Origin of the sequence: Streptomyces sp. NPDC127114 (assembly GCF_042677525.1) — a bacterium.
Taxonomy (GTDB): Bacteria; Actinomycetota; Actinomycetes; order Streptomycetales; family Streptomycetaceae; genus Streptomyces.
On the sequence record NZ_JBHXTJ010000025.1, the window covers coordinates 64,318 to 79,351 of the forward strand.

The 15,034-nt window shown below is 71.2% G+C and carries 16 protein-coding genes and 1 tRNA gene; 5 read left to right on the forward strand and 12 right to left on the reverse strand.

The annotated features are described in order from the left end of the window. The first annotated feature begins 109 nt into the window (after window positions 1–109). Window positions 110–2,086, forward strand: a complete 1,977-nt coding sequence (gene pknB / locus ACFVGS_RS24095; protein WP_385693615.1) for a Stk1 family PASTA domain-containing Ser/Thr kinase — start codon at window positions 110–112, stop codon at window positions 2,084–2,086. Window positions 2,087–2,175: 89 nt separating this feature from the next. Here pknB and ACFVGS_RS24100 read toward each other — a convergent pair whose 3' ends face one another. The 6 genes from ACFVGS_RS24100 to ACFVGS_RS24125 all read right to left on the reverse strand — a co-directional run bounded on the left by ACFVGS_RS24100 (window position 2,176) and on the right by ACFVGS_RS24125 (window position 6,462). Beyond that, a complete protein-coding gene (locus ACFVGS_RS24100; protein ID WP_384417956.1) occupies window positions 2,176–2,853 on the reverse strand; it encodes a class E sortase in 678 nt (225 codons plus the stop codon). Between the two features lie 42 nt (window positions 2,854–2,895). Further along, window positions 2,896–4,077 carry a class E sortase gene (locus tag ACFVGS_RS24105; protein ID WP_385693616.1) on the reverse strand — a complete coding sequence of 394 codons (1,182 nt, stop codon included), beginning with the start codon at window positions 4,075–4,077 and terminating at the stop codon, window positions 2,896–2,898. Beyond that, complete coding sequence (locus ACFVGS_RS24110; RefSeq protein ID WP_384417950.1) at window positions 4,074–4,712, reverse strand: aminodeoxychorismate/anthranilate synthase component II; 639 nt, start codon at window positions 4,710–4,712, stop codon at window positions 4,074–4,076. Before ACFVGS_RS24110 ends, ACFVGS_RS24105 begins: the two co-directional genes overlap by 4 nt. Continuing rightward, window positions 4,709–4,870, reverse strand: coding sequence for a hypothetical protein (locus ACFVGS_RS24115; RefSeq protein ID WP_030493741.1), 162 nt, complete (start codon window positions 4,868–4,870; stop codon window positions 4,709–4,711). The genes ACFVGS_RS24110 and ACFVGS_RS24115 overlap by 4 nt, the downstream gene beginning before the upstream one ends. Before the next feature lie 64 nt (window positions 4,871–4,934). Continuing rightward, window positions 4,935–5,663: a class E sortase gene (locus tag ACFVGS_RS24120; RefSeq protein ID WP_385693617.1), complete on the reverse strand. Its 729-nt coding sequence runs from the start codon at window positions 5,661–5,663 to the stop codon at window positions 4,935–4,937. A 31-nt stretch (window positions 5,664–5,694) separates the two neighbouring features. Continuing rightward, complete coding sequence (locus tag ACFVGS_RS24125; protein WP_384417944.1) at window positions 5,695–6,462, reverse strand: DUF881 domain-containing protein; 768 nt, start codon at window positions 6,460–6,462, stop codon at window positions 5,695–5,697. A 165-nt stretch (window positions 6,463–6,627) separates the two neighbouring features. On the opposite strand from ACFVGS_RS24125, the gene crgA reads away from it, so the two are divergent. Continuing rightward, window positions 6,628–6,885: a cell division protein CrgA gene (crgA, locus tag ACFVGS_RS24130; protein ID WP_128977105.1), complete on the forward strand. Its 258-nt coding sequence runs from the start codon at window positions 6,628–6,630 to the stop codon at window positions 6,883–6,885. Window positions 6,886–7,153: 268 nt separating this feature from the next. On the opposite strand, the gene ACFVGS_RS24135 is transcribed toward crgA, so the two are convergent. Both ACFVGS_RS24135 and ACFVGS_RS24140 read right to left on the reverse strand, forming a co-directional pair. Continuing rightward, window positions 7,154–7,999, reverse strand: a complete 846-nt coding sequence (locus ACFVGS_RS24135; protein WP_384417941.1) for a rhomboid family intramembrane serine protease — start codon at window positions 7,997–7,999, stop codon at window positions 7,154–7,156. Window positions 8,000–8,124: 125 nt separating this feature from the next. Beyond that, complete coding sequence (locus tag ACFVGS_RS24140; RefSeq protein WP_384417938.1) at window positions 8,125–8,649, reverse strand: peptidylprolyl isomerase; 525 nt, start codon at window positions 8,647–8,649, stop codon at window positions 8,125–8,127. A gap of 177 nt (window positions 8,650–8,826) precedes the next feature. Between ACFVGS_RS24140 and ACFVGS_RS24145 the strand changes: the two genes are divergently transcribed. Then, a complete protein-coding gene (locus ACFVGS_RS24145) occupies window positions 8,827–9,516 on the forward strand; it encodes a DUF5324 family protein (protein WP_384417935.1) in 690 nt (229 codons plus the stop codon). Between the two features lie 47 nt (window positions 9,517–9,563). On the opposite strand, the gene ACFVGS_RS24150 is transcribed toward ACFVGS_RS24145, so the two are convergent. The 3 genes from ACFVGS_RS24150 to ACFVGS_RS24160 all read right to left on the reverse strand — a co-directional run bounded on the left by ACFVGS_RS24150 (window position 9,564) and on the right by ACFVGS_RS24160 (window position 11,605). Continuing rightward, window positions 9,564–9,965 carry a DUF6344 domain-containing protein gene (locus tag ACFVGS_RS24150; protein ID WP_384417932.1) on the reverse strand — a complete coding sequence of 134 codons (402 nt, stop codon included), beginning with the start codon at window positions 9,963–9,965 and terminating at the stop codon, window positions 9,564–9,566. Between the two features lie 167 nt (window positions 9,966–10,132). After that, on the reverse strand, window positions 10,133–11,398 hold the full coding sequence (locus tag ACFVGS_RS24155; protein WP_385693618.1) for an MFS transporter: 1,266 nt from the start codon (window positions 11,396–11,398) through the stop codon (window positions 10,133–10,135). A 134-nt stretch (window positions 11,399–11,532) separates the two neighbouring features. Next, a tRNA-Ala gene (locus tag ACFVGS_RS24160) sits at window positions 11,533–11,605 on the reverse strand. A gap of 132 nt (window positions 11,606–11,737) precedes the next feature. On the opposite strand from ACFVGS_RS24160, the gene ACFVGS_RS24165 reads away from it, so the two are divergent. Beyond that, on the forward strand, window positions 11,738–12,286 hold the full coding sequence (locus tag ACFVGS_RS24165; protein WP_384417926.1) for a helix-turn-helix domain-containing protein: 549 nt from the start codon (window positions 11,738–11,740) through the stop codon (window positions 12,284–12,286). Window positions 12,287–12,359: 73 nt separating this feature from the next. Further along, window positions 12,360–13,694 (forward strand): serine/threonine-protein kinase, encoded by a 1,335-nt coding sequence (locus ACFVGS_RS24170; RefSeq protein ID WP_385693619.1) that lies wholly within the window; start codon window positions 12,360–12,362, stop codon window positions 13,692–13,694. Here ACFVGS_RS24170 and ACFVGS_RS24175 read toward each other — a convergent pair. Next, complete coding sequence (locus tag ACFVGS_RS24175; protein WP_385693620.1) at window positions 13,681–15,012, reverse strand: hypothetical protein; 1,332 nt, start codon at window positions 15,010–15,012, stop codon at window positions 13,681–13,683. The genes ACFVGS_RS24170 and ACFVGS_RS24175 overlap by 14 nt on opposite strands. Window positions 15,013–15,034: the final 22 nt, after the last annotated feature.

The following is a 15,034-nucleotide window of genomic DNA, read 5'->3' on the forward strand; positions in this document are numbered from 1 at the left end:
GTCGGCGGACGAAGCGCTTCCTCGCGGCCGGTAGCGTATGCGCGAACAGCACACACCGCCGGACCACACATGGGTGCGGTCGGGACAGACGGAGAGGGCTGGAGAAGCTATGGAAGAGCCGCGTCGCCTCGGCGGCCGGTACGAGCTGGGCTCGGTGCTCGGCCGTGGTGGCATGGCCGAGGTGTACCTCGCGCACGACACCCGGCTCGGCCGCACCGTCGCCGTGAAGACGCTGCGGGCCGATCTCGCCCGTGACTCGTCCTTCCAGGCCCGGTTCCGCCGGGAGGCCCAGTCCGCCGCCTCGCTCAACCACCCGGCGATCGTCGCGGTCTACGACACCGGCGAGGACTACGTCGACGGGGTCTCCATCCCGTACATCGTGATGGAGTACGTCGACGGGTCGACCCTGCGTGAGCTGCTGCACTCCGGGCGCAAGCTGCTGCCCGAGCGCACGCTGGAGATGACCGTCGGCATCCTGCAGGCGCTGGAGTACTCGCACCGCGCCGGGATCGTGCACCGCGACATCAAGCCGGCGAACGTCATGCTGACCCGCACCGGCCAGGTCAAGGTCATGGACTTCGGCATCGCGCGCGCCATGGGCGACGCGGGCATGACCATGACGCAGACCGCCGCGGTGATCGGCACGGCCCAGTACCTCTCCCCGGAGCAGGCCAAGGGCGAGCAGGTCGACGCCCGCTCCGACCTGTACTCCACCGGCTGCCTGCTGTACGAGCTGCTGACCGTCCGGCCGCCGTTCATCGGTGACTCGCCGGTCGCCGTCGCCTACCAGCACGTGCGGGAGGAGCCGCAGCCGCCGAGCGTCTTCGACCCCGAGATCACGCCCGAGATGGACGCCATCGTCCTGAAGGCGCTGGTCAAGGACCCCGACTACCGCTACCAGTCCGCCGACGAGATGCGCGCGGACATCGAGGCGTGCCTCGACGGCCAGCCGGTCGCGGCGACCGCCGCGATGGGCGCCGTCGCCTACGGCGGCGGCTACGGCGGTGGCTACCCGCCGGAGGACCAGCCGACGACGGCGCTGCGCCAGGCCGACCCGGCCGGCCAGACGACCATGCTTCCGCCGATGAACCCGGACGACGGCGGCTACGGCTACGACGACCGCCCGGACCGCCGCCGCCAGAAGAAGTCGAACACCTCGACCATCCTGCTGGTCCTCGCCGGCGTCCTGGTCCTGGTCGGCGCGATCCTCATCGGCCGCTCGATCTTCGACACCAAGGAAGGCGCCGACCAGGTGCCGGTGCCGCAGTTCGTCGGCAAGACGCTGAAGGAAGCGGAGAAGCTCGCGGAGAACTCGCAGGTCAAGGTGCAGCAGTCGGGCACCGAGCGCTGCGACCAGCCGAAGGGCGCGATCTGCAGCCAGACGCCCGCGTACGCCCCGACGGCGAAGATGGACGTCGGCGAGACGATCTCCGTGGTCGTGTCGGAGGGCGCGCCGCAGGTGGAGGTCCCGGACGTCACCGACAAGTTCCAGGACAAGGCCGAGGAGCAGCTCAAGGAGAAGGGCTTCAAGGTCTCCATCAAGTACGAGGAGTCCGACCAGGAGGCCGGCCGTGTGCTGCGGCAGAGCCCCGAGGGCGGCGCGAAGGCGGAGACGAACTCCGAGGTGACGATCACCGTCGCCAAGAAGGAGCAGTCGCAGCTGCCGGACGTCACCGGCCGCAACTACGACCAGGCCGTGCAGCAGCTCGCCCAGCTCGGCTTCACGAACGTGGCCCGCCAGGACGTGGACTCCGAGCAGCCGCTGGGCACCGTCATCGGTCAGACCCCGAACGGCAGCACCAACCAGCCGAAGGACGTCCAGATCACGCTGAAGGTCTCCAAGGGCCCGCAGCAGCCCGCGCAGGTCCAGATCCCGGCCGATGTCCAGGGCAAGAAGTTCAGCGACGTGAAGGCGCAGCTGGAGGGTCTGGGGCTCAACGTGGTGCAGCAGGGTTCCGACAAGGGCAGCGCGACCGTGATGGGCACGAACCCGCCCGCCGGCAGCATGGTGAACGCGGGTGACACGATCACCGTCTTCACCATCGGCGGCAACAACGACGACGGCAACGGCGGCTTCTTCGGCTAGCCGGACCGAGCGGTCGACGGACCCATGACGTAAGCCCCGGCATCCAGGATGCCGGGGCTTACGTCGTCTCGGGTCGCAGGGCTCGCGTCTCAGCGAAGCTCGGCCGGCGGGGTGCGGGCCGAGTCGACCTTCTCCGTGCGCTCCAGTTCGCCCCACACGATGTAGCGGTAGTCCGAGGTGTACATCGGGGTGCAGGTCGTCAGGGTGATGAAGCGGCCCGGCTTGGTCCTGCCGGACTCCTTGGGGACGGGCTGGAGGACGTCCACGTTGAACTTCGTGGTCTCCGGGAGGCTCTTGTAGACCTTGTAGACGTACCAGGTGTCCTTGGACTCGAAGACGATCGGGTCGCCCGTCTTCAGCTTGTGGATGTTGTGGAACTTGGCGCCGTGGCCGTCGCGGTGCGCCGCGAGCGTGAAGTTGCCCTGCTTGTCCTGGGGCAGGGCGGACTTGACCGGCTCGGTGTAGTAGCCGGCGACGCCGTTGTTGAGGGTCTTGGTGTCGGTGCCCTTCTTCACGAGCACTTCGCCGTCACCGAAGGCCGGCACGTGCAGGAAGCCGATGCCGTCCTTGGTGTCGAGCGCTCCGGGGCCGGTGTCGGCCCAGTGGTCGCGGACCTGGTCGCCCTCCTTGTCGGCGGCGCGGTCCGCGAGGACGTTGGTCCACCACAGCGAGTAGACGACGAAGAGGCCGAGGATGAGGCCCGCGGTGATGAGGAGTTCGCCGAAGACGCTGATGATCCCGGCGATCCGGTTGCGCGCTCGTGCCACTAGGTCGTCCCGTCGAGGTGTGGGTGGTCGCAGGTGTGGGGCTCAGCCTACGAGCGCGTCCGGCTTTCCCTTGTCGCGCGGACGTTCGTCGACGAGCTTGCCCCACACGATCATGCGGTACGTGCTCGTGAACTCGGGCGTGCAGGTCGTCAGCGTGATGTAGCGGCCGGGTCCCGTGAAGCCGGAGCCCTTGGGGACGGGGTCGATGACGGCGACGTTCGACGGCGAGGTCTGCGGCAGGATGCTCGTCATCTCGTACGTGTAGTAGGCGTCGCGGGTCTCGACGACGATCGGGTCGCCGGGCTGGAGCCGGTTGATGTACCGGAACGGTTCGCCGTGGGTGTTGCGGTGGCCGGCGACGGCGAAGTTGCCCTGCTTGTCGGAGGGCATGGCGGTCTTCAACTGCCCCTCGGCGTAGTGGCCGACCATGCCCTTGTCGAGGACCTTGGTCTTGTCGATGCCCTCGGCGACGGGGACGACGACGTCCAGCTTCGGGATGTACATGATGGCGAAGCCCTTGCCGGGCTCGAAGGCGCCCGGCTCGCGGTCCTCCTGGGACCAGGAGTTCTCGATCTCCTCCTTGGCCTTGTCGGTCTCCTGGCCGGCGCGGACGTTGGTCCACCACAGCTGGTAGGTGACGAACAGGAGCATCACCACGCCGAAGGTGATGAAGAGTTCGCCGACGACCCGGCTGAGGACGACGCCGACGCTGTCCTTGGCGGCGCGGGCGGCGCGGCGGGCCTCGACGCGGGAGAGCGGGGCGGCGGGCGCCGCGGGTACGGCGGCGGGGGCCGGCTCGGCGGCGGCACCGCGTCCCTTGCGCCGGGCGGCGCGCCGGCGTTCGGCCCGCCCGGGGCCGGGCACCGGCGCGGTCTCCTCGACGGTGCGCAGCGCCATCGTCTCGGAATCGGGCACGGCCTCGTACGGCGTCTCGGGCTGTGCCTCGTACGCGGTGTCGCCCGGTATCTCGTACGAGGCGTCGTACGAGGTCTCGTAGGGCGCCTGGTAGGGCGTCCCGTACGGCGTTCCCTGCGCCTCCTGGGGCGCCGGGGGCGCCTGGTGGGGCTGGTAGGCGTCCGGGGCCGTCATCGCCTCGTAGACGGCCGTCTCGGGCTCGTACGGGGCCGGTACGGGCTCTGCGGGCCCGGGGACGGGTATCTGCCGGGGCTCGGGCTCCTCGGGCGGCAGGTTCGCCGCCCGGAACCACGGCGACCCGGCCGTCACGCGACGGCCTTGCCCACCACCGGCGCGAGTCCTGCCGACCGCGCGACGGCGCCCGTGTCCCCGCACTGCTCCAGCCAGTTGGCGAGCATCAGGTGACCGTGCTCGGTGAGCACCGACTCGGGGTGGAACTGCACGCCTTCCACGGGCAGTTCACGGTGGCGCAGTCCCATGATGATGCCGTCCTCGGTCCGCGCGGTGACCTCGAGCTCGTCCGGCAGGGCGGCGGGCTCGGCGGCCAGCGAGTGGTAGCGGGTCGCGGTGAACGGCGAGGGCAGCCCGGCGAAGACGCCCTTGCCCCCGTGGGTGACGAGGGAGGTCTTGCCGTGCAGCAGCTCGGGCGCGCGGTCGACGATCCCGCCGTAGGCGACGGCCATGGACTGCATGCCGAGGCAGACGCCGAAGACGGGCACGCCGGTGGCGGCGCAGTGCCGCACCATGTCGATGCAGACGCCGGCCTGCTCGGGGGCGCCGGGCCCGGGCGACAGGAGGACGCCGTCGAAGCCGTCCTGGGCGTGGCTCAGCTCCACCTCGTCGTTGCGGAGCACCTCGCACTCGGCACCGAGCTGGTAGAGGTACTGCACGAGGTTGAAGACGAAGCTGTCGTAGTTGTCGACGACGAGAATTCGCGCGCTCACTGGCCGTCCACCGTCACATCGTTGAACGGAAGCAGGGGCTCCGCCCAGGGGAACACGTACTGGAAGAGGACGTAGACGACCGCGAGGACCAGCACGACCGAGATCAGCGCCTTCACCCAGGCGTTGCCCGGCAGGTGCCGCCAGATCCATCCGTACATGACGTCCGCCGCCCCTTCCGTTCGTTACGGGGACCAGAGTACGGGGCGCCGGGGCGGTCGGGGGTCAACCGTCCGAAGCCTGTGGATGACCCAAGGCCTGTGGACGACCGGCCGTCACCGGCTGGGTGGCGTCCAGGTGCGCCCAGACGATCAGCCGGTGGCTGCTGCCCCACTCCGGGTCGCAGGTGGTGAGGGTGAGGTAGCGGCCGGGCCCGTCGTATCCCGACCTGCGCGGGACCGGGTCGATCACGGCGGTGTCGGTGGGCACGGTCCGGTACGGGGCGCGGTCGACGCGGTACGTGAACCAGGTCGTCCCGTCGGTGAGGACGACGGCGTCGCCGGGTCGGAGCCGGGGGAAGTCCTTGAAGGGGTCGCCGTAGGTGCGGCGGTGCCCGGCGACGGCGAAGTTCCCCGTCTCGCCGAGGCGCGCGGTGCCGGCGTAGTGGCCGAGGCCCTTCTTGAGGGTCCCCGTGCGGGTGCCTTCCAGGACGGGCCATTCCCAGTCCCTGCCGAGGCGGGGGACGTACATGACGGCGAAGCCCTTGCCGTCGGCGTACGGGGCCGGGGCGGGCCTCTCGCGGGGCGCGCCGGCCGGGGCGGCGGTCTCGGCGGTGTCGGCCGGTTCGACCGGGCGCTCCACCCACTCCCGCTGGAGGCTGTCGAGCTGGCCGGCGGTGGCGCTGCCGGCCTGGACGCCGGTCCAGTACAGGAGGTACGCGACGAAGAGGACGATGAGGGCGCCGACGGTGATGCACAGCTCGCTGAGGGTCCGTACGACCAGTCGCACCGTCACCGCACCCGGCTCCCCCCGGTCAGCGCATGCGTCAGCTCACAGGCTTCGCGTAGTGGAGGTCCACTGTGCCCGAGTAGCCGGGCAGAGTCACGGCCCTGTGCTCGTCGACCTTCCAGCCGAGGCCGTAGGCCTTCACGTACAGCTGGTAGTTCTGGATGGCCGGGGAGTCGGCGAGGGCCTTGCCGAGCTTGTCGCGGTCACCGACAGCGGTGATCTTGTAGGGCGGCGAGTAGACGCGGCCTTGGAGGATCAGGGTGTTGCCGACGCAGCGCACGGCGCTGGTGGAGATGAGCCGCTGGTCCATGACCTTGATGCCCTTGGCGCCGCCCTGCCAGAGTGCGTTGACGACGGCCTGGAGGTCCTGCTGGTGGATGACCAGGTCGTTGGCCTGCGGCTCGGGGTAGCCGGGCGCGGCCTGGGCGTTGGGCGGGGCGTCGTTGAGGGTGACGGAGAGGCCGGGGCCGGACGTCTCGGTGGTGCCCGCGGCGGCTTCCAGGGCGCGAAGCCGCTCGTCCTGGGCCTTGGTGGAGCCGTCGTCGCGGGCGGCGAGGGCGTCGACCTGGCGGCGCAGGGCGGCGGCGGACTCGTCGAGACCCGCGTTCTTGTGGCTGCGTTCCTCGATCAGGTCGGAGAGCCTGAGGAGGGAGGCGTCGGTGCGGAGGTTGGTGCCCTTGGCGGTGTTGAAGCTGGTGACGAAGATCAGTCCGGCGAGGGCGAAGACGGCAGCGGTGAGCACCCGGACCGGGCGCCACCTGTGGCTGCGGGCCGGCCCAGCGGGAGTGTCGGCGGAATTGCTCAACGTACCCTGATCCCCTTCGGTGCCGCGGAACCACTACGCTAACGGACGCCCGGGGGACGCCGCGGTCCTCTGTGTCACATCCCGTTGTCACAGCCCGTCCGTCCGGCCCGGCACCAGTCACAGTTCCCTGCGCGGTCACGCAGCGCATCGACAGGAGAGTTCCTCGTGCCGAAGTCACGGATCCGCAAGAAGGCCGACTACACGCCGCCGCCCGCCACGAAGCAGGCCGCCGCCATCAAGCTGACCAACCGCAGCTGGGTGGCTCCGGTGATGCTGGCGCTGTTCGCCATCGGCCTGGTGTGGATCGTCGTCTTCTACGTCACCGACGGCACGCTGCCGGTCAAGTCCATCAGCAACTGGAACATCGTGGTCGGCTTCGGCTTCATCGCCGCCGGCTTCGGCGTCTCCACGCAGTGGAAGTGACGCGTCAAGCTCTGCCCTGAGTTATCCACAGTGTTGTGCACAGCACTGGATAACTTACGACGATCTGTGGATAACTCCCACGGAGTTGACGCCGATACGACTGCGGGAACGCTCGTTCGGGAACGCACCGCCCCCTGCCTCTGACGAAGAACACCAGGTCAGAGCCAGGGGGCGCGGTCATGCACCCAGCTCGGCGGCAGACTGGACACACACTGTGGATAACTCTGGGGAAAGCTTCCCCGGAGAGCTCTTCCACAGCCATCCTCGCTCAGGTGAGCGCGGCGGTCCGGCCCAGCACGATCCCCAGGTCGATCAGCAGCATCAGCCCGCAGACCGCGTACTGCACCAGCTCCCGTCGCGCCCTGGGCGCGTGCACGAGCCCGTACGTGACGAGCGCACCCGCCACGAGGCCGCCGATGTGCGCCTCCCAGGAGACGCCCGGCCGCGCGAACGTGAAGACCAGCGAGATCGCCACGAACAGCAGCACCGGACCCATGTCGTGGCGCCGCCGCCTGGCGAGCACGACCCACGCGCCGATGAGGCCGAAGACGATGCCGGACGCGCCGAGCGAGGCCTGGTTCGCCGGGGCGACGAGATAGACGAGCACCGAGCCGGAAAGACCGGAGAGCAGGCACAGCACGGCGTAGCGGATCCGGCCGAGCTCCGGTTCGACGATCCCGCCGATGACCCACAGGCCCAGCATGTTGAAGACGAAGTGCACCGCCTCCTGGTGGAGGAAGGCCGAGGTGATCAGCCGGTACCACTCGCCGTCCGCGACGCCGACGACCTCGCCGAGCAGGGGGTTGTAGGCGTAGCCGATCATGACCAGCTCGTCCACGAACCGGTCGCCCGCCACCTGGGCCGCGATGAACAGGCCCAGGTTGATCGCGATGACGATCTTGGTGACGAGCCGGCCGTCCGTTCGCACCCGGCCGCCGGCGAGCGTCCTCGGCCGGTTGGCGTCGGGCGCGTGACCGGTGCCGGAGCCGGTGCGGACGCAGTCGGGGCACTGGAAGCCGACGGCCGCGGACACCATGCACTCCGGGCAGATCGGCTTCTCGCAGCGGGTGCAGCGGATGCCGGTCTCGACGTCCGGGTGTCGGTAGCAGTGCATCAGGGTCCTCCGAGGACGGTCGGCCGAGGACGGTGGGCGGGAACGGGCCAGCAGATCGCCCCGCCCTCCTGACGGACGGGCGGGGCGCGAAGGTTCCCGGGCCCGGACCGGGCCCTCCGGAAGGGTCAGCGGCTCTCGATCACGACGGTCTCGATGACGACGTCCTCGACCGGGCGCTCGGTGCGCGGGTTGGTCTCGACGGCGGCGATCGCGTCCACGACCTTCTTGCTCGCCTCGCCGACGACCTCGCCGAAGATCGTGTGCTTGCGGTTCAGCCAGGTCGTCGCGCCGACCGTGATGAAGAACTGCGAGCCGTTGGTGCCCGGGCCGGCGTTGGCCATCGCGAGCAGGTAGGGCTTGTCGAAGAAGAGCTCCGGGTGGAACTCGTCGGCGAACTCGTAGCCGGGGCCGCCCGTGCCGTTGCCCAGGGGGTCGCCGCCCTGGATCATGAAGCCCTTGATCACCCGGTGGAAGACCGTGCCGTCGTAGAGCGGGGACGTGGAGACCTCTCCGGTCGCCGGGTGGGTCCACTCGCGCTCGCCGCGGGCCAGCTCGACGAAGTTCCGCACGGTCTTCGGGGCGTGGAACGGCAGCAGCCGAATCTCGATGTCACCCTGGCTGGTCTTCAGAATCGCGTACTGCTGGGCCACGTTCCGCCTTCCTCCACACCTCCGCACGGGCACGTCGTCGCCCACGCTTCCTGCACGTCCGCATCCTCGCATGCCCCGGATGCCCGCTACGCATGCCGGAGCGCGGCACGGCAGGCATGATTCCGAAAAGGATGGAAAGGTGAAAAACCGACATCGCCACCGAGGAGGAGGAATCCCGTGACCCGCATGGACAGCGTGCGCGCCGCGACAGGTTCGGCGAAGGAGAGCGTCCTGCACGCCGCGGAAGTGGTGGCGCCGTACGCCGGCACGGCCAGGGACCAGGCCGTTCTCTACGCGCACGAGGCGCGCGTCAGGCTCGCGCCGAAAGTCTCGAAGGCCGCGTCAGCGGCCCGTGTTCAGGCCCGTCAGCAGTACGACAGCCGTGTCGCACCGCACGTGCCGCCGCGGGTCGACGAGGCCGCGCATCGCGCCGCGGCCGTGACCCGCAAGGCCGCCCGTCAGGCGACCGACTACACCGTTCCGCGTGTCGGGCACGCGGTTGCCGCGACCGGTCCGGTCCTCGAGGAGGCCGGTTCGCGTTCGACCGCCGCCTGGGCCGCGCTGCGCGGTCAGGTGACGCCGAAGGACATCGACAAGATCATGAAGAAGCATGCGCGTCGGGCCAGGGCCGGACGCCTCGCCAAGGGATTCGTGGTCCTCGGCGTCGTGGTCGGCGGCGCGTTCGCCGCCTGGAAGTGGTGGGACAAGCAGGCCAACCCCGACTGGCTGGTCGAGCCGCCCGCTCCCACCGAGGTGGACGAGGAGACCGGGCTGTCGTCCGTCGACGACGCTTCGTCCCTCGATCCCGGCGTTGCGGCCAAGGAGGCCGAGGAGGAGGCCGCGGATCGCGACGAGGAACGTCGCTGACCACCGGCCGTTCCGGGTGGTAGGGCGCGGCGGAATCCCGCCGCGCCCTACGCGGCAGCGGCGGCAGCGGCGGCGGTCGTGGTCAGCGCCGCGCCCGTCAGGTGGTGCGCTCCGGCCGGGTCCGAGCCGGCCGGGGCGTCCGCGCGCAGGTGGCGGACGGACGGCGAGGAACCGTGGGCCTCGGCACCGATGCGCTGCTTGATGGTCGGCGGCAGGGCGCGGCCCTGCGCGGTGTGCCACTGATGGCTGCTCCGCTGTGCCGGTACGGAGACGAGGGAGCGCGCGGCGGTCGTCGCCGCCTTCGCGGGGGCGGCCGCCGGCTCCTCGCCCTGCTGGAGGGAGGGCTGCTGGGCGGCGGTGGCCGGGCTCGCCAGGCCGAGGGAGGCGAACAGGGCGAAGAAGAGGGAGATGAAGGCGGTCCAGAACTGCTTGACCTTGGCGGTGGCCATGGCTCCTCACTTTCCTGAGACGGTTTCAGGTGGGCTGTGATGTTCTCGGATGGTTCATTTCGGATTGCGCGCTTTTCGTACCTTCCTCATGATGAGGAAGCGCGTCCGCGATCCATGGAGCTACGCCGTCGCCGCGCAGTTCTTCCGATGAACACCACCCGTCCGGCTCAGTGCGTACCCGCGGGCTCCGCGGCGCGGGCGCCCGGGGCCGTGTCCGCCAGGGCCCGGGAGCGCTCCGCCCAGCGCACCGCGGGCGCCGTCGCGAAGCCCGCCACCAGGAAGATTCCGCCCAGGACCAGCCAGCCCGCCGCGCCCCAGCCGATCAGCAGCGTGGTGACGAGCAGCGGCCCGAGCGTCCTGGCGACCGGCACGCCGGTGCCGTAGAAGCCCTGGTACTGGCCGATCCGCTCGGCCGGGGCGAGCGCGAAGCCGATCTGCCACGAGCCCGCGGAGTGGCGCATCTCGGCGATCACCTGGAGGACCGCTCCCAGGAGCAGGACCGCGACGCTCTGCCAGGCGCCGAATCCGGCGGCCGTCACGGCGAACACCGCGCAGGAGGCGAGCATCACCACGCCGGACCGGCCCACCGCCCGGGTGGCCTCGGGCAGCCCGGTCACCGAGCGGGCGGCCCGCACCTGGAAGAGCATCACGGCGCCGGTGTTGAGGACGAAGAGCCCCGAGACCGTCCAGCCGGGGGCCGAGGTGCGCTCCACGATCCACAGCGGCAGCGCGAGGCTGAGCAGCGGCAGGCGGAGCAGCAGGGCCGCGTTGAGGAGGGTGAGCACGGCGTACGGGCGGTCCCGCAGCACCACGAGCCGGGGCTCGCCGGCGACGCCGGCCGGGCTGCCCGGCACCGGCGGGAGGCCGCGCAGCAGCAGGGCGCAGAGCAGGAAACCGAGCGCGTCGAGGGCGAAGACCGTGAGATAGGCCGTACGGGTCCCGGCGCCGAGGGCGAGACCGCCGAGCGCGGCGCCGACGGCCAGGCCGGCGTTGAGCGTGGCCTGCAGCCGGGCCAGTGTCCCGACCCGTTCGGCCGGCTCGACGAGCCCCGCGAGGAGCGCCTGGCGGGCGGCGGCGAGGCCGCTCTGGGCGGTCGCGTACACGGCGGCGGCGAGCAGGAAGGGCACGAAGGAGCGGACGAGGAGGAAGGAGGCGACGGCCGCCGAGGTCACCAGGGCGAGGAGGACGGCGCTGCCGCGCGGCCCGCGCCGGTCGGCGAGGTGCCCGAGCGGCACCCCGGCGAGCGAGCCGATGCCCCAGGCGACGGCGAGGCCGACGCCGATCTGCGGGGCCGAGAGACCGACGATCCGGGAGAAGTAGAGGGCCGAGGTCACATAGAAGGCTCCGTCGCCGACGGAGTTGGCGAGCTGGGCGGCCAGCAGTGCCCGGCGGGTCCTCATACGCGTGTGCGTCGTGCTCCTCGTCTGCGTCATGACCACGAATCTAGGGGCCGGTGGCCCACGCTCCCTGGTCCATTTCCACCCCGGGACACTGGGCCACTTCACCTCGGGCACGAAAAAGCTCCCTGCCTGCGTTTCCGCAGGTCAGGGAGCTTTTCTTACCGGAGTGGAGCCTAGGGGAGTCGAACCCCTGACATCTGCCATGCAAAGACAGCGCTCTACCAACTGAGCTAAGGCCCCGGAACGACAACAGAGTACCGGGTCACCCCCCGTATCCCGCAAAAGGATTGGGACTCCCCGTGGGCGACCACGCTCCGTAAGATGCTGATCGGGGTTCGCAGTGGCGAACCCAAGGGATGGGGAGAAGTAGTAATGGATACAGCGCAGCAGGAAGCCACGGCGAGAGCCCGCGAGCTTCAGCGCAGTTGGTACGGGGAGCCGTTGGGGGCGCTCTTCCGTCGACTGATCGACGATCTCGGGCTGAACCAGGCCAGGCTTGCGGCCGTGCTCGGGCTCTCGGCGCCCATGCTGTCGCAGTTGATGAGCGGCCAGCGGGCCAAGATCGGCAATCCCGCCGTCGTCCAGCGTGTCCAGGCTCTTCAGGAGCTCGCCCGCCTGGTCGCCGACGGCAGCGTGAGCGCCGCCGAGGCCACCGACCGGATGGACGAGATCAAGAAGTCCCAGGGCGGTTCCGTCCTGACCTCGGGCAGCCAGACCACCACGAGCAGCGGCGCGCCCACCGTGCGCCGCGTGGTCCGCGAGATCCAGTCCCTGCTGCGCTCCGTGGCCGCGGCAGGCGACATCATCGAGGCCGCCGACTCCCTCGCGTCCGTCCACCCCGAACTGGCAGAGTTCCTCCGGGTGTACGGCGCCGGGCGCACCGCGGACGCGGTCGCCCACTACGAGGCGCACCAGAACTGACGCCGGCCCGCCCGGGGCGACCCGGTGCGGACACGGCGACATCCGAGACGGCACGGGGAGCGGGCGCAGCGCGATGGGTGAGGTCTTCGCTGGTCGGTACGAGCTGATCGATCCGATCGGCCGCGGCGGAATCGGCGCGGTCTGGCGTGCCTGGGACCACCGGCGCCGCCGCTATGTGGCGGCCAAGGTGCTCCAGCAGAGCGACGCCCACGCCCTGCTGCGCTTCGTGCGCGAGCAGGCGCTCAGGATCGACCACCCGCACGTCCTCGCCCCGGCCAGCTGGGCCGCGGACGACGACAAGGTCCTCTTCACGATGGACCTCGTGGCGGGCGGTTCCCTGGCGCACGTCATCGGGGACTACGGCGCGCTGCCGCCCCGCTTCGTGTGCGTCCTGCTCGACCAGCTGCTGTCCGGACTGGCCGCGGTGCACGCGGAGGGGGTCGTGCACCGCGACATCAAGCCGGCCAACATCCTGCTCGAGGTCACCGGAACCGGACGGCCGCACCTGCGGCTGTCCGACTTCGGCATCTCGATGCGCAAGGGCGAGCCCCGCCTCACGGAGACCAACTACGTGGTGGGGACGCCGGGTTATTTCGCGCCCGAGCAACTGATGGGCGCGGAGCCTGACTTCACCGCCGACCTGTTCGCGGTCGGCCTGGTCGCGCTCTATCTGCTCCAGGGCCGCAAGCCGGACTCCCAGGCCCTGGTGGACCACTTCCGGGCGCACGGCACGCCGGGCGCCCCGCAGGGCATCCCGGAGCCCCTGTGGCAGGTCCTGGCCGGGCTGCTCCAGCCCGACCCGCAGGCCCGCTTCAAGACGGCCACGGGAGCCCGGAAGGCGCTGACGGCGGCGGCCGAGCTGCTGCCCGAGCCCGCGCCCGGTGAGGAGCCCGTCGAGGTCTTCGACCAGATCGGCCCGCTGCCGCCCGGCTTCGGCCCGAACGGCCCCGAGACCGCGGACCACGGCGACCGGGCCCAGTCGTCCGCGCCCGCCGCCGCGCAGGCCGCCGCCCCGGCCGCCGTGCCCGTACCGCAGCAGGACCAGCAGCAGCCGCAGTCCGCGCAGCAGGTCCCGGGCCCGTCGGAGACGGGCAGCTTCCATCTGCCGCCACCGCCGCGGCAGGCGCCGGTCCCGACACCCACGCAGGCCGTCGCGGCCCCGCCGTCCCCGGCCTACGCGCCGGCTCCGGCCCCCGTGCAGGCTCCCGCGCATTCCCCCGCCTCCTTCGCCCAGGCCCCCACGGCCGCGGTGCCGTACGAGCGGGTCCCTCCTACTCCTGAATACACCGGTCAGGGCGCATCGGTTCCCGCCCGCAGGCCGGGGCCGCCGGCGAAGGTGGCGGTCCCCGTCCTGATCACGGCGCTGCTCTGTTTCGCCGTGGGCATCTGGGCGCTCATCCAGGCGTAGGGCCCTCCCCGGCCGCCGACCGCCGGGCGAGCAGCCACCAGGCGCCGAGGCCGAGCAGCAGGACGCTCCCGGCACCGATCCCTGCCACGCCGACGACCTTCAGGTTGCCGCTCCTGGCCGCCTCGGGGCCGCTGTGCCCGCTGGCCGCCGCGTCCCGGTCGTCGTCGGTCACCGCGAAGGACCCGGCGGGTCCGTCGTACGCGGGCCCGGGCTTGGGCTGCCCGGTGAGGTTCACCCGCAGCGTGAGCGGCAGCGGCTTGTCCCCGTACGCCTTGGCGACCGCCGGGTTGAGCGTGGCCGACACGTAGTACCAGCCGGCGAAGCGCATGGCGCTCGTCGTGTACGTCCCGGAGAAGCGGTTCTCGTAGGCCACCGGCCGCTCGGGGTCGAGCGCCATCGTCGCCGGGTCGCCGTCGTAGGTCATGGTGTCGCGGCTGACGTGGCCGAGGACCTGGTTCTCCAGCGACAGCGCGAGCGCGCCGCTGATGTACTCGTCCGAGGCGGGGCTGCTGCCGAGCTCGGCGCTGACGAACAGCTGCTGGCCCCAGTCGACCGGCACGCGGTAGATCAGCGTCTGCCCCGGCTTGATGTCGGTGCGCCACTCGCCCTGCTTCAGGGAGGTCGCGTCGCCGAAGCCGGCGCCGCCGTCACGCCGCTGCGGCCCGCCCGTGGGCGGCGCGGGCGTGCCCGAGGGCCAGTTCGACGGCAGTGCCGTCGGGCCCGTCTTCTTGAGCCCCGGCTCGGTGCGGAAACGGATCTCCAGTTCCCAGTCCGCCGGGTCGGACTCCTGGCCCGATTCCCGCTCCACGAGCACGTAGTAGGCGCCGGCCTGCTGGCACGTGGTGGAGTCCGGGTCGATGGTGCGGTCGGCGTACGCGGTGATCGGGCGGGGGAACTCGGCCGAGCCGAAGCTCGATTCCTGGGAGCCGCACTCGGCGCTGGAGCCGTCCTGCATGCTCACCTTGATGCCGTCGCCGTACGCGGCCTTGCCGCCCGCCTTCGGGACGGCGACGACGGAGACGTACGCGTTCTGCTGCGAGTCGAGGTCGACGCGGTAGTAGAGCTTGCCGTCCTTCTTGATGGTGTCGCGGTAGGTCTGCCCGGCCTTCAGCTGCTCGGCGTCCAGGTTGGAGATGGCGCCCTTCACCCGCTGCGCGCCGTCCTCGAAGGCATACCCGCCGCCGTCCCCGGCCGCCCACGCCGTGCCCGGCAGCAGGGCGGCCGTGCACACCGCCGCGGCCAGCGCTCCCGCCGCCCGCACGCCTGCCGTACGCCCTCCCGCCGTACGGCCGGTACCCCGTTGCCTCTTCACGCTCATCCCCTCGTCGTGTCCGTGCCGG